13 protein-coding genes are annotated in these 13,626 nt (G+C 65.6%); 8 read left to right on the forward strand and 5 right to left on the reverse strand.

Features of this window, described 5'->3' with window-relative positions; genetic code table 11:
- The first annotated feature begins 67 nt into the window (after positions 1 to 67).
- Both metH and BI344_RS04315 read left to right on the forward strand, forming a co-directional pair.
- Positions 68 to 3,772, forward strand: coding sequence for a methionine synthase (gene metH / locus BI344_RS04310; protein WP_071111688.1), 3,705 nt, complete (start codon positions 68 to 70; stop codon positions 3,770 to 3,772).
- A 24-nt stretch (positions 3,773 to 3,796) separates the two neighbouring features.
- Positions 3,797 to 4,303: a DUF2878 domain-containing protein gene (locus BI344_RS04315; RefSeq protein WP_071111689.1), complete on the forward strand. Its 507-nt coding sequence runs from the start codon at positions 3,797 to 3,799 to the stop codon at positions 4,301 to 4,303.
- 69 nt (positions 4,304 to 4,372) lie between these two features.
- Here the strand turns inward: BI344_RS04315 and BI344_RS04320 are convergent, their stop codons facing one another.
- Complete coding sequence (locus tag BI344_RS04320; RefSeq protein ID WP_139166880.1) at positions 4,373 to 5,074, reverse strand: hypothetical protein; 702 nt, start codon at positions 5,072 to 5,074, stop codon at positions 4,373 to 4,375.
- Positions 5,075 to 5,506: 432 nt separating this feature from the next.
- On the opposite strand from BI344_RS04320, the gene BI344_RS04325 reads away from it, so the two are divergent.
- The 5 genes from BI344_RS04325 (at position 5,507) to BI344_RS04350 (ending at position 8,696) form a co-directional block, all read left to right on the forward strand.
- The gene (locus tag BI344_RS04325; RefSeq protein ID WP_071111691.1) at positions 5,507 to 5,776 is read left to right on the forward strand and encodes a hypothetical protein; all 270 of its coding nucleotides are present in this window, start codon (positions 5,507 to 5,509) and stop codon (positions 5,774 to 5,776) included.
- Between the two features lie 194 nt (positions 5,777 to 5,970).
- Positions 5,971 to 6,447, forward strand: a complete 477-nt coding sequence (locus tag BI344_RS04330; RefSeq protein WP_071111692.1) for a hypothetical protein — start codon at positions 5,971 to 5,973, stop codon at positions 6,445 to 6,447.
- Between the two features lie 166 nt (positions 6,448 to 6,613).
- The gene (locus BI344_RS04335) at positions 6,614 to 7,099 is read left to right on the forward strand and encodes a hypothetical protein (RefSeq protein ID WP_071111693.1); all 486 of its coding nucleotides are present in this window, start codon (positions 6,614 to 6,616) and stop codon (positions 7,097 to 7,099) included.
- A 275-nt stretch (positions 7,100 to 7,374) separates the two neighbouring features.
- Positions 7,375 to 7,992 (forward strand): glutathione S-transferase family protein, encoded by a 618-nt coding sequence (locus tag BI344_RS04345; protein ID WP_071111695.1) that lies wholly within the window; start codon positions 7,375 to 7,377, stop codon positions 7,990 to 7,992.
- A 35-nt stretch (positions 7,993 to 8,027) separates the two neighbouring features.
- The gene (locus BI344_RS04350; protein ID WP_071111696.1) at positions 8,028 to 8,696 is read left to right on the forward strand and encodes an O-methyltransferase; all 669 of its coding nucleotides are present in this window, start codon (positions 8,028 to 8,030) and stop codon (positions 8,694 to 8,696) included.
- Here BI344_RS04350 and BI344_RS04355 read toward each other — a convergent pair.
- Positions 8,693 to 9,571 carry a LysR family transcriptional regulator gene (locus tag BI344_RS04355; protein WP_241499250.1) on the reverse strand — a complete coding sequence of 293 codons (879 nt, stop codon included), beginning with the start codon at positions 9,569 to 9,571 and terminating at the stop codon, positions 8,693 to 8,695. The two genes, BI344_RS04350 and BI344_RS04355, sit on opposite strands and share 4 nt — an antisense overlap.
- A gap of 177 nt (positions 9,572 to 9,748) precedes the next feature.
- Here BI344_RS04355 and BI344_RS04360 point away from each other — a divergent pair, with 177 nt between their 5' ends.
- Complete coding sequence (locus tag BI344_RS04360) at positions 9,749 to 10,921, forward strand: MFS transporter (protein ID WP_071111697.1); 1,173 nt, start codon at positions 9,749 to 9,751, stop codon at positions 10,919 to 10,921.
- Here BI344_RS04360 and BI344_RS04365 read toward each other — a convergent pair.
- The 3 genes from BI344_RS04365 to BI344_RS04375 all read right to left on the reverse strand — a co-directional run bounded on the left by BI344_RS04365 (position 10,876) and on the right by BI344_RS04375 (position 13,625).
- Entirely contained in the window at positions 10,876 to 11,655 is a 780-nt protein-coding gene (locus BI344_RS04365; protein WP_071112067.1) for an EAL domain-containing protein, read from the reverse strand. The two genes, BI344_RS04360 and BI344_RS04365, sit on opposite strands and share 46 nt — an antisense overlap.
- A 63-nt stretch (positions 11,656 to 11,718) precedes the next feature.
- Entirely contained in the window at positions 11,719 to 12,483 is a 765-nt protein-coding gene (locus BI344_RS04370) for a DeoR/GlpR family DNA-binding transcription regulator (protein WP_071111698.1), read from the reverse strand.
- A gap of 47 nt (positions 12,484 to 12,530) precedes the next feature.
- The gene (locus BI344_RS04375) at positions 12,531 to 13,625 is read right to left on the reverse strand and encodes an NAD(P)/FAD-dependent oxidoreductase (protein ID WP_071111699.1); all 1,095 of its coding nucleotides are present in this window, start codon (positions 13,623 to 13,625) and stop codon (positions 12,531 to 12,533) included.
- Position 13,626 lies beyond the last annotated feature (1 nt).

The following is a 13,626-nucleotide window of genomic DNA, read 5'->3' on the forward strand; positions in this document are numbered from 1 at the left end:
TAAGATGGATAAACCAGTAGCGCCGTAGTCTTTAGATATCGTTTTAGACAAAATAACTGCAAGCGACATGACGAAGCCATTAACCCATCCTGTTTATCAGCACCTCGCGCAACGCATTTTGATCCTGGATGGGGGCATGGGCACCATGATCCAGCGTCATCGGCTAGAGGAGGCCGACTACCGCGGCCAGCGCTTCGCCGACTGGCCCAGCGACGTCAAAGGCAACAACGACCTGTTGGTGCTGACCCGCCCGGACGTGATTGCCGGCATCCACCAGGCCTATCTGGACGCCGGCGCCGACATCATCGAGACCAACACCTTCAACGCCACCTCCATCGCGATGGCGGACTACCGGATGGAAAGCCTGGTGTGGGAAATCAACCACGCCGCCGCCCGTCTGGTGAAAGACCTGTGCGAGGCCCAGACGGCGAAGAACCCCGCCAGGCCGCGCTTCTGCGCCGGCGTGCTAGGCCCCACCAACCGCACCTGCTCCATCAGCCCCGACGTCAACGACCCTGGCTACCGCAATGTCAGCTTCGACGAGCTGGTGGCGTCCTACACCGAGGCGATAGACGGCCTGGTGGCCGGCGGCGCCGATTTCCTGCTGGTGGAGACCATTTTCGACACGCTGAACGCCAAGGCGGCGGTGTTCGCCATCCACCGGTATTTCGACGACCATCCGGCCACGCCGCGGCTGCCGATCATGATTTCCGGCACCATCACCGACCAGTCCGGCCGCACCCTCACCGGCCAGACCACCGAGGCGTTCTACAACTCGCTGTCCCACGCCGACGCCGTCAGCTACGGCCTTAACTGCGCGCTGGGCCCGGATCTGCTGCGGCCCTATGTGGAAGAGCTGGCGCGGGTGTCGGCCGGCTTCGTCTCGGTGCACGCCAACGCCGGCCTGCCCAACGCCTTCGGCGGCTATGACCTGGAACCGGAGGCGATGGGCGAGTATGTGCGCGAATGGGCGGAATCGGGGCTGATCAACATCGTCGGCGGCTGCTGCGGCACCACGCCGGAGCACATCGCCGCCATCGCCCGGGCCGTAGCCGGCGTCGCGCCGCGCCCGCTGCCGGATATCGAGAAGAAATGCCGGCTGTCGGGCCTGGAGCCGTTCAATATCGGCGACGATGATCTGTTTGTGAACGTGGGCGAGCGCACCAACGTCACCGGCAGCCGCGCCTTCGCCAAGCTGATTCTGAACGGCGATTACGCGACCGCGCTGGACGTGGCGCGCCAGCAAGTGGCAAACGGCGCGCAGATCATCGACATCAATATGGACGAGGGCATGCTCGACGCGCTGGCGGCGATGGAGCGCTTCCTCAAGCTGATCGCCGCCGAGCCCGACATCGCCCGCGTGCCGATCATGATAGACAGCTCGAAGTGGGAGGTGATCGAGGCCGGCCTCAAGTGCATCCAGGGCAAGGGCATTGTCAACTCAATCTCGATGAAGGAAGGCCGCGCCAAGTTCGTCGAGCAGGCGCGGCTGCTGCGCCGCTACGGCGCGGCGGTGATCGTGATGGCCTTCGACGAGCAGGGCCAGGCCGACAGCTACGCCCGCAAGATAGAGATTTGCGACAAAAGCTACCGCATCCTGGTGGACGAGGTGGGCTTTCCGCCGGAAGACATCATCTTCGACCCCAATATCTTCGCGGTGGCCACCGGCATCGAGGAACACGCCCGCTACGGCCTGGACTTCATCGAGGCCACCGGCTGGATCAAGCAGCACCTGCCGCACGCCAAGATTTCCGGCGGCGTTTCCAACGTATCGTTCTCCTTCCGCGGCAACAACAAGGTGCGAGAGGCGATCCACGCGGTGTTCCTCTATCACGCCATCCAGCGCGGCATGACCATGGGCATCGTCAACGCCGGCGCGCTGGAGGTGTACGACGAAGTCGATCCTGTATTGCGCCAGCGCATTGAAGACGTGGTGCTGATGCGCGGCGACGACATCATGGCGGTGACCGAAACGCTGATCGCGCTGGCGGAAAGTTTCCGCGGCGACGCCAAGGAGGCCAAGGGCGAAGACCTGGCCTGGCGCAGCCTGCCGGTGGAAAAGCGGCTGGAGCACGCGCTGGTCAAGGGCATCACCACCTTCATCGTCGAGGACACCGAGGAAGTGCGGTTGAAGTGCGCACGGCCCATCCATGTGATTGAAGGTCCGCTGATGGACGGCATGAACGTGGTCGGCGATCTGTTCGGCGCCGGCAAGATGTTCCTGCCGCAAGTGGTCAAATCCGCCCGCGTGATGAAGGCCGCCGTCGCCCACCTGGAGCCCTTCATCGAGGAAGAGAAGATCCGGCTGGGCCTGGCGGATGCGCCGGCCAAGGGCGTGATCATCATGGCCACGGTCAAGGGCGACGTGCACGACATCGGCAAGAACATCGTCGGCGTGGTGCTGCGTTGCAACAACTACCAGGTGATCGATCTGGGCGTGATGGTGCCGTGCCAGAAGATCCTCGACGCCGCGACCGAGCACAAGGCCGACATCATCGGCCTGTCCGGCCTGATCACGCCCAGCCTGGAAGAAATGAGCCACGTGGCCAAGGAGATGCAGCGTCAGGGCTTCAGCATCCCCTTGCTGATAGGCGGGGCGACCACGTCCAAGGTGCACACCGCGGTGAAGATCGCCCCGCACTACCGGCAACCGGTAGTCTACGTGCCGGACGCCAGCCGCGCGGTCGGCGTCTGCTCTAACCTGCTGTCCGACACCCTGCTGGACGCTTTCGTGCTGGAAAACGCCGCCGAACAGCAGCGCGCGCGCGACGGCCACGCCAACAAGGCCAATCGTAAAGTTGTCAGCCTGGAGGCGGCGCGCGCCAACAAGGAAAAAATCGACTGGGCCGATTACGTTCCGCCCAAGCCGCAATGGCTGGGCGTGCGCCGCTTCGAGAGCTATCCGCTCGCCGAGATCGCCGCCCATATCGACTGGACGCCGTTCTTCCAGAGCTGGGAGCTGGCCGGCCGCTTCCCGCGCATCCTGGACGACGAGATCGTCGGCGAATCGGCGCGCGGCCTGTACGCCGACGCGCAAGCGATGCTGGGACAGATCATCGAGGAAAACTGGCTGGGCGCCAACGCGGTGATCGGCCTGTTTCCGGCAGCCAGTGTCGACGACGACGACATCGAGATTTACTCTTCCGAGGGCGAGGCGCTGATGCGCTGGGTGGGCCTCAGGCAGCAGCTGCCCAAGCTGGACGGCAAGGCCAACTGGGCGCTGGCCGACTACGTCGCGCCCAAGGACAGCGGCGTGGAGGATTACATCGGCGCCTTCGCCGTCACCGCCGGCATCGGCATCGAGCCGCACGTGAAGCGCTTCGAGGACGCCAACGACGACTACTCGGCCATCCTGCTCAAGGCGCTGGCCGACCGCCTGGCCGAAGCCTTCGCCGAGCTGATGCATGCCCGAGTGCGGCGCGAGTTCTGGGGCTATGCGACCGATGAGCATCTGGACAATGAGGCGCTGATCGACGAGCAATACCGCGGCATCCGCCCCGCTCCCGGTTATCCGGCCTGCCCGGACCACACGGTGAAGAAGGCGTTGTTCGATCTGCTGGACGCGCCGGCGATCGGCATGACGCTGACCGAAGGCTACGCGATGCTGCCTACCGCCGCCGTGTCCGGCTTCTACCTCAGCCATCCGGCCTCGCGCTACTTCGGCGTCGGCAAGGTGGAAAAGGATCAGGTGCAAAGCTATGCCGAACGGCGCGGCGTCAGCATAGAGCAGGCCGAGCGCGATCTGGCGCCGAATCTGGGTTATGACGCCTGAGCCGGGACGCCGCGAGGCGCTGTCATGAGGCTTCCGGTCCGGCTGGCGCTCGGCGGCCTGGCTTTCAACGGCTGGTGGCTGCTGCTGGTGTGGTTCCGCGACCATCTCGCGCTATTGACGCTGGCCGGAGCCTTGCTGGCGTGGGAGATGCTGCCGCGTGGGCTGAAGGCGCGGGCGCTGGCGCTGGCCGCCGTCGGCTGCCTGCTGGACTTCTCCCTCGCCGCCGCCGGATTGCTGCGCTTCGTCGGCGTCGGCGCGCTGCCGCTGTGGATGATCACGCTATGGCTCAGCTTCGCCTGCTGGTGGCTGTGGCAGCTGCAATACTGGCGGCCGTCCGGCAAGATGCTGATGTTGCTGGGCGCGCTGGCCGGACCGGCGTCCTATTACGCCGGCTTCCGTTTACAGGCTTTGCAGCCCGGCATCGCCTGGTACGGCCTGCTGCCTATCCTGGGCCTGGCCTGGGGGTTGTGGCTGCCGCTGGCCAGCCGGCTGGCGCGAAAAAAGGGCGAGCAGCCGCGCGGCGCGCAATAGCCAGCCGCTGTGGATAAAGCGGCAAGTTGCCAATGGCTGTGGATAAGCGGCGGCGCCTGGCGGTCAGGCTTACTTCAATACGCAGACGCGCTTGGAGAAAGCCCTGAAAGCGATGGTCTTGCGTTTTGCCTGGCAGAAGCTCTGGCACACCTGGTTGAAGGCGGTTTCCTTGTAACTGCCTTGCAGATCGGCCAGCGCGCGGGCGTCTCCGCCGGCGAAATCGTCGCTCATTTTGCCATTGCAGTCGCTGCCCTGCTGACCGGCGTCCACGCAGGCGTCGGCTATTTCATACACCGATTGACAATCTGCCAGTGCTACGGCGGCCTTGGATTGGACGCGCTGTTCGGTTTTGCGGGTCTTGTCGCCATCGAATAGGATCGTGGTCTGCATGCCGGCTTCCGGGCTGAATTCCACTCTCAGTTGCTGGCCCTCCAGCCTGGCCTTGGCTTCCACGTCGGTGCCGAAGTCTCCCAGCTTATACTTCCTGGCGACGCCGCCTTTGCCGATGGCGATCAGCGCGAAGCTCTGCCGCACGCAGCCGCTGCCGCCGCAGTTGCTGCTGACCAGCGCCACATCCTTGTCTTTCAGCGGGTAGCTGCCTTGCAGGTAGATCATGTTGCCGTTGTCGGCGTAAATGGCTTTTTTGTTCAGACGCAGTTCGGTTCTTGTCTCGTCGGAAACGGTGCCGTAGCGGGTTTTGATGGTTTCGGCGTCGGCGTGGTGGCATACGGCCAGCAGGCCAAGCAACAGCGGGAGCAACGTTCTTTTCATTTTGGATTCGCAAAAAATGTGGATAACTGTGTGATTTTGCCATAGCAGTCTGGCAAGCCCAATTTACCTATTCGCCTGGTTTGAGCGACTCTTCCCCGGTTCGACGGTTCCAGACCGTCCAGCGCTTCAAGGCGCTTCGGCATCTTGCGGCGGATTTCAGGGTAAATCGCTTCCGATTGGGCGCCGTCGGCCACGGCTGTGGATAACAGGCCGTCTGGCGGACTGCTGTGGATAAGTCTAGTCTTGCGAGCCACGGATGGCGGAAGGCCGGGCTGGCGCGATCATGCTGGCACATCCGGCCAGCGGAGACTGGGTCATGGCCGCAAGCGCCGGACCATCCATGCGCCCGCGCCAAACCCGCTACACTCAGAATGCAGGCTGGCATTGCTCGGCTGCGTCGGGCGCCGGGGCCATGCTGCGGGAGAGTGAGCGATGGAGATGCTGAGCCGCGAAAACCTGCTCTGCCTGGTGGAGGATGTGGAGGCGGAGGACCCGATAGACTATGCCGACCTGCCGTTCGACGAGCGCAACCTGCGTGAATTGATCGTCGACTCGCTGCTGGAGCGCGAACTGCTGTTCCGCGCCGAAGAACCCGACCAGTCGCGGCGCATGCTGGTCTATCTGGCCGCCACCGCGCGGCTGACGCTGGAGAACATGGTGCTGCATGCCAGGCTGCTGCGGACCGGGAGCGAACCAGATTGAGCCGGTGAGGGCCGTAGGAGAAATCATTCATGCCAAATGAATTTCAACGCAAAAATCATATTATTTTCAATGGCTTGATTGTTGATTGCATGTGAAATTATCTGGATCAAACATTTTTTCGCGGGTAAAATGCGCGTTGCAGCCGGCGGGTGAATCCCGCCGGTTTTGTTTTACCCGACGATTGAAGATTTGCCATGAAGAATTTCCCCGTATTGGCGGTCTGCGCGCTGGCATTGTCCGGCTGCGCTGCCACCTCGACCACCACCTTGAGTGGCTCCGCCCCCAACGGCGCGGTCGCCATCTATGACAGCAAGCAGGTCGCCCGGCTGCCGTTGCCGCAAACCAAGGCCTACCCTGTCACACCGACCAGCCATTACGAATTCAAGGCGTCCGGGGAAGGCAAGCCGTCCTTGTATGGCTTGTTGCCGATGAAGTACAACGGCGGCAACATCGCCGTCGGCATCCTGTTGTTCCCGCCGGCGTTGCTGCTGTTGCACGAAGTGTACCCCTACTACGATTTCGACCTGGACCAGGGCGTGGTGCGCTACCGCGCCAGGGAGACCGACAACTGGACCGAGTACAAACCCACCGAGCAGGAAGCGAATAACGCCAGGCGGCACATAGATTTCGCCGCCTCCGAGCCAGTTGCCGCCATACCGCGCAACAATTGAACGCATGTTTTTGCGGTCGGACGCGTCCGCGTGAGAGGACGCAGTCGATCCACCCGCTTCCCATGGAATTTATGGTTGAGACTGTCGGTATTGGATAATATCTGCCCGCGCCTGGAGCTATCCGCCAGCGCGGCTGTTTTCCGGCAAATAACCATAAAGAACCGTGATGAAAAAAATACTCGCGCTGTCCGCCTGCGCGCTGGCCCTAAGCGGCTGCAGTGCCATGACCACCATGAGCAACTCCGCCCCCAAGGGCGCGGTTTCCATCTACCAGCGCCAGCAGGTGACCACGCTGGAGCTGCCGAAGAGCGAAACCTATCCCACCACCAGCTTCGGCAACTATGAGTTCAAAGCCACCGGTGACGGCAAGCAGCCGCTCTACGGTCTGCTGCCGCTGAAGTTCAATGGCGGCTACGTGGCCGCCGACATCCTGTTCTTCGCCCCGGCGCTGTTCTTCAACCTGCGCGAAGTCTATCCGTTCTACGATTTCGACCTGGACCGGGGCATCATCCGCTACCGCGTCAAGGACAGCGACAACTGGACCGAATACAAGCCGACGCTGCTGGAGGCCGAGCGCGCCAGAAGCCACATCGACTTTGCCGCTTCCCAACCGGCCGCTGTTGCCGCTCCAGTCAAGGCCGGCAGCAATTGACCGTCCGGCCGCGCTTCGCGGCGTCAGGCGGCGGCCCCTGTCGGGGTCGTCCGCCGGTTTTCCCTCGCCATGGCCGCGTGGCGGGCTGGCCCAAAGAACACGGTGTTCTCGCCCATCCACCCTCCTCGCGATCCGTCCAGGGCCCTATCCGCCGGCGTCGCCGGGCGGGGCCGGCCGGTTTCATTGAACACAGCGTCCGGCATTTCTTCATACATACATGGCATAACGTCGATTACACTGACGCACCGTTACCACTCCTGAGCAAAGGCTGTGCCATGCTGCGTATCCTCGGCCGTACCAGTTCCATCAATGTGCGCAAGGTGCTGTGGACCTGCCACGAGATCGGCATCGATTACCAACGCGAAGACTGGGGCCGCGGTTTCCAGCCCACCAGCAGCCCGGAATTCCTGGCGCTCAACCCGCACGGCCTGATCCCGGTGGTGGTGGACGGCGACACCGCGTTGAGAGAATCCAACACCATTTGCCGCTACCTGGCCGCCAAGCATGGCCGCCACGACCTGTTGCCGCAGGACCCGGCCGGCCGTGCCAAGGTGGAGATGTGGATGGACTGGCAGGCCACCGAGCTGAACGCCAGCTGGATGTACGCCTTCCACGCCCTCAGCCGCAACAGCCCCGACCACCGCGACCCGGCGCGCATCGCCGCCAGCGTGGCGGGCTGGAACGAATGCATGGCCATCCTGGAGCCGCAATTGGGCGACCACTGGCTGCTGGGCGACGCCTTCACGCTGGCGGACATCGTGTTGGGCCTGTCGGTGCAGCGCTGGCTGCTGACGCCGTTCGACAAACCCGGTCTGCCCGGGGTGGAAGCTTATTACCAGAGGCTGCGCCAACGGCCGGCCTACCTCGCTCACGGCAATCTGGGCGCGGCCTGAGCGCATATCCGATCCAAGCGAGCAAAGGAAAGCACATGTCAGTTCAGCAATGGAATGCGGTGGACGATTATTTCAGCCGCAGCCTGGTCAAACAGGACGCCGCGCTGGAGGCGGCGCTGGCTGACAGCGCCGCCGCCGGCCTGCCGGCGATCAATGTGGCGCCCAACCAGGGCAAGTTCCTCAATCTGCTGGCGCGCATCCACGGCGCCCGGAGGATTCTGGAGATCGGCACGCTGGGCGGTTACAGCGCCATCTGGCTGGCGCGCGCGCTGCCGGCGGACGGCCGCCTGGTGACGCTGGAGTTCGAGCCCAGGCATGTGGAAGTGGCGGCGGCCAATCTGGCGCGCGCCGGCCAGGCCGACAAAGTGGACATCCGCCAGGGCGCGGCGCTGGACACGTTGGCGCAACTGATCGCGGAAGGCGCGGCGCCGTTCGACCTGATCTTCATCGACGCCGACAAGCCCAACAATCCGCACTACCTGGAGCTGGCGCTGCGGCTGTCGCGGCCGGGCACGGTGATTATCGGCGACAACGTGGTGCGCAAGGGCGAGGTGGTGAACGCCGCCAGCGCCGATCCGGCGATCCAGGGTACGCGCCGCTTCATCGAGCTGCTGGGCGCCAACCCCCGTTTGTCCGCCACCGCGCTGCAGACGGTGGGCTCCAAGGGCTACGACGGTTTCGCGCTGGCGATCGTGGAAGCCTAGGCGAACGCGTTTTCCGCCATGTAGTCGATGAAGGCCCGCAGCTTGGGCGGCATCTGCGGCGTGCTGGGCCATAGCAGGTAGATATTGCCGCTGCGCGCCGCCTCGGGCTGGCCCAGCCGCTGCAGCCGGCCGTCGCGCAGCTGGCGGGCCACCGAGAAGTCCGGCAGGCAGGCGATGCCCATGCCGCGCTCGGCAAGTTCGATCAGCGCCTCGCCGGTATTGCAGCTGGCGCTGACCGGCAGCGTCAGTTGCTTGCCCTCGGCCAGCGGCCAGGGAGCGAGCTTGCTGCTGCTGGGATAGCGGTAATGCAGGCAGCGGTGGCGCAGCAGGTCCCGCGCTGTCCGCGGCGCGCCGTGTTCGGCCAGATAGGCCGGCGCTGCCGCCAGCAGCATTTGGTAGCCGCCCAGCCGGCGCGCCGACAGCCGCGAGTCGCCCGGCTCGCCGCCGCGCACCACCACGTCGAAGCCTTCGCCTATCACGTCCACCAGCCGGTCGCTGTAGTCCAGGTCCAGCCCCACTTGCGGATAGGCGCGCATGAAGCCGGCCAGATGCGGCGTCAACAGCCCGCTCTCGTGCGGCAGGCCCACCTTCAGCCGGCCGCTGGGCGCGGCGAGTCCTTGCAGCAGCTCCCGCTCTGCCGCGTCCACCTCGTCCAGGATGCGCAGGCAGCGCGCCAGGTACTGGTTGCCCTCGGCGGTCAGCGCCAGCCGCCGGGTGCTGCGATGGACCAGCCGCACGCGCAGCCGCTGTTCCAGCCGCGCCAGCCCCTTGCCCACCGCCGACGCCGACAGGCCCAGCTGCCGGCCGGCCGCTACCAGGCTGCCTTGGCGCGCCACCTGCACGAACAACTCGATTCCATTCATTTTTTCCATCATGGCATTTTATTGCGGAAATTATTTCCATTATAAGCGGAATGCTAAACCATTTATTCGTCACGCGCCGGCCGCTAGCATTGACTGTCCCGCTACCTCCAGGACTGACATGCAAGCGACAAGCGCTATCTGCCATTTTGACGCCGCGCGGACTGAAAACCCGCCGCCAGGAGCCGCCTGATGCCCATCGCCATCTATATCCTCGGCCTGTGCATCTTCGCCGAGACCACTTCCGAATTCATGGTGGCCGGCATGATGCCGTCGCTGGCGGCCGCCTTCCATGTTTCGCTGGCCGACGTCGGCAATCTGGTGTCGGCGTACGCGTTGAGCATCGTGGCGGGCGGGCCGTTGCTGACCTTGTGGCTGCGGGGGGCTCGCCGCAAGCCGACCCTGCTGGGACTGCTGCTGCTGTTCCTGCTGGGGCAGCTGACCGGCGCGATGGCCGACAGCTATGCCCAGTTGTTGGCATCGCGCGTGATCTGCGGGGTGGCTGAGTCGGCCTTCTTCGGCGTGGCGCTGGCGCTGGCGGCGGAACAGGTGGGGCCGCAGAGGATTGCCCGCGCCGCCGCGCTGGTGCTCAACGGTCTGATGCTGGCTTCGGTGGCCGGCCTGCCGCTGGCCGCCCTGCTGGACCAGCACTGGGGTTGGCGGACGGCGTTCTGGCTGGTGGCCGTGCTGGTGTTGCTGGCGGCGGCGGCGATCGTCTTGTTGGTGCCGGCCGGCGACAAGCCCGATGCGGGGAGGATGCGGGAGGGCTGGCGCGAACTGGCCGCGCCGGCCTTGTGGGCGGCCTATCTGTCCAGCGGGCTGATCATAGGCGCGGTGTTCGCCGCCTTCACCTATCTGGCTCCGCTGCTTACCCGCGTCAGCGGCTTTAACGCCGGCGCGGTGCCGCTGCTGTTCGCGGTGTATGGCGCGGCCACGGTGCTGGGCAATATGCTCACCGGCAGGCTGGCCGACAGCCATACCCGCGGCGTGCTGAATCTGGGCCTGCTCGCCTTGTTGGCGACGCTGGTCCTGCTGGCGCTGTGCGCGCAATGGCGGACGCTGACTGCGGTCTGCGTGTTCCTGCTGGGATTCGCCGGTCTGCCGCTGAACCCGGCGATGGTGGCGCGGGTGGCGCGCGTCGGCGGCAGCGGACCGATGGCGAACAGCCTGCACATGGCGGTGGTGAACCTGGGGCTGACCTTCGGCGCCTGGGCCGGCGGCGTTTGCCTGGAGGCGGGGCTGGGCCTGCGCGCGCCGTTGTGGCTGGGCGCGGCGCTGGCTTTGCTGGGCTGGCTCAGTTTGCGCCTGGACCGGCGCGGCTACAGCTGGCAGGCCACCGGCAGTTCGGTGGGTCTGCCCAGGTGATAGCCTTGGTACAGTTCGACGCCCAGCGCCTGCATCGCCTGGTGCTGCTCGGCGCTTTCTATGCCCTCCACCAGCATGCGGCTGCCGATCTGCCAGCCGAACTCCAGCAGCGCCGGCAGCCGTTGCCTCTCGCCGGCCATGTAGTCCAGCAGCAGGCTGCGGTCGATCTTGATGATGTCCGGGCACAGCTCGCCCACCCGGCCATGGCGCGAGTCCAGCGCGCCGAAGTCGTCCACCGCCACGCCGAAGCCGATGTCCGACGCATGGCGCAGGCCGTCCAGCAGCGGCTGGCCGTGCTGTTCCACTTCGTATTCCGGCAACTCGAAGATCACGCCGCCGCTGTCGATTTCCAGACTCTGCAGCAGGCCTTGCAGCAGCGGCAGGTGGGTGCGGCCGCCGTGGTCGCCCAGCACGGTATGCGACAGCAGGTTGAGGGTCAGGCAGTGGTCCTGCCGGCTCTGGGCGAAGTTGCGCACATGGATCAGCCGCGCCAGCCGGTCGGCCTCCAGCGCCTGTTGCGGCGGCAGGCTGGCGAGGAAGCGGTCGGGCGCGTACCACTCGCCGTCATCGTCCACCACCCGCAGCAGCGCTTCGTAGCCGAACAGGCCGCCGCCGCGGTAGAACAGCGGCTGGAACACGCTGTAGAAGCGGTAGCCGGACAGGCGGGCGCAGTAGCGGCCGGAGGCGTCGCGGAACAGCAGGCCGTCGGCCTGCGGACTGAAGGTTCGCTGCATGAAGCACCTGCCGGACAGGACATGATGCTTCAGCATAGCAACTGTGGATAATACGTATTCCGTTTATTCGGCGATGTGGAGCTGGGTGCCGGCTTCCTGCATCAACCTTGCCAGCGGGGGGCTGACCGGCTTGTCGGTGAACAGCGCGGCGATCTGGCTCAGCCGGCCCAGCTCCACCAGCGCCGGCCGGTCGAACTTGCTGTGGTCGGCGGCCAGGAACACCTGGCGCGACTGCTGGATGATGGCCTCGGTGGTGCGCACCTCGCGGTAGTCGTAGTCGCGCAACGTGCCGTCGGCCTCGATGCTGGACACGCCGATGATGCCGTAGTCGACGCGGAACTGGCGGATCAGCTGCACCGTGGCTTCGCCGGTGAGGCCGCGGTCGCGTTTCCTCAGCGTGCCGCCCAGCACGATCACCTCGCAGTCCGGGTAGTCGCACATCTGCTCGGCCACGTGCAGGTTGTTGGTGATCACCCTCAGGCCGCGATGGCGGTGCAGCGCCTTGGCCACTTCTTCGGTGGTGGTGCCCAGATTGATGAACAAGGACGCGTTGTCCGGGATGTGGCGCGCCAGGCAGCGCGCGATGCGGCGCTTCTCTTCTATGCACAGCACCTGCCGCGCCTGGTAGGCGACATTCTCCACGCTGGACAGCACGCTGGCGCCGCCGTGGTAGCGCTGCAGCAGCTGGTGTTCGGACAGCAGCGAGATGTCGCGGCGTATGGTCTGGCGGGTGACGGAGAAGTGGTCGGCCAGCTTCTCCACGCTGACGTAGCTCTCGCGCTTGACCAGGTCCAGCAGCTCTTGTTGTCTTTGATTCAGGATCAGCATGCTTATGGGTTTCTCCGCAGTCTGCGGACGATTGTAAGCGATCCGCCCTAAATCGCCAGCACGCGTCGCACTTCATCTGCCAGCGCCAGGCAGCTGGTGAGGCCGGGCGACTCGATGCCGAACAGGTTGACCAGGCCCGTCACGCCGTGGATTGCCTCGCCCTGGACCACGAAATCGGCGTCCGGCTGGCCGGGGCCGGCGATCTTGGCGCGGATGCCGGCGTAGCCGGGCGACAGCGCGCCGTCCGGCAGTTGCGGCCACCAGCCGCGCACCGATCGATAGAAGGCGTCGGCGCGCGCCGGGTCGACGCGGTAGTCGATGCCGTCCACCCAGTCCACGTCCGGGCCGAAGCGCGCCTGGCCGTAGAGGTCCAGCGTCAGGTGGCTGCCCAGCCCGCCGGGTTCCGGCAGCGGGTATATCAGCCGCGAGAACGGCGCCTTGCCCTGCAGCGAGAAATACACGCCGCGCGCGTACCAGGCCCGCGGGATGGCGTCCGGCGCGATACCGGCGATGCTGCGCGCCACGTCCGGGGCGAACGGGCCGGCGGCGTTGACCACGATGTCGGCCAAAAGCTCCATGCCCGCCACCCTGAGCGCGATGCCGTCCGCCGTCGCCGCGCCGCCTTCCACGGCGGAGTCCAGCGCCAGCTGCGCGCCGGCGGCCTCGGCGTCGCCCAATAGCGACAGCATCAGCGCGTGGCTGTCGATGATGCCGGTGGACGGCGACAGCAACGCCGCCGCCGCGTCCAGCGCCGGCTCCAGCCGCTTGAGCTGGGCGTTGTCGAGCCTTTGCAGGTCGCCGACGCCGTTGGCGCGCGCCTGCGCCTCTAGCGCCGCCAGTTTCTCAAGCTGGCCGGCGCGGCTGGCGACGATCAGCTTGCCCAGCCTGCGGTGCGGGATGGCGCGTTCGGCGCAGTAGCGGTACAGCGCGTCGCGTCCGGCCACGCACAGCCTGGCCTTCAGGCTGCCGGCCGGGTAGTACAGGCCGGCGTGTATCACCTCGCTGTTGCGGCTGGAGGCGTGCTGGCCGATCGCCTGCTCCGCCTCGACGATCACCACTTCGCGCCCTGCCCGCGCCAGCGCGCGCGCTGTCGCCAGCCCGACTACGCCGGCGCCTATCACCACCGCGTCCACTTTGTCCATT

The sequence above is a fragment of the Chromobacterium sphagni genome (assembly GCF_001855555.1).
GTDB classification, from domain to species: domain Bacteria; phylum Pseudomonadota; class Gammaproteobacteria; order Burkholderiales; family Chromobacteriaceae; genus Chromobacterium; species Chromobacterium sphagni.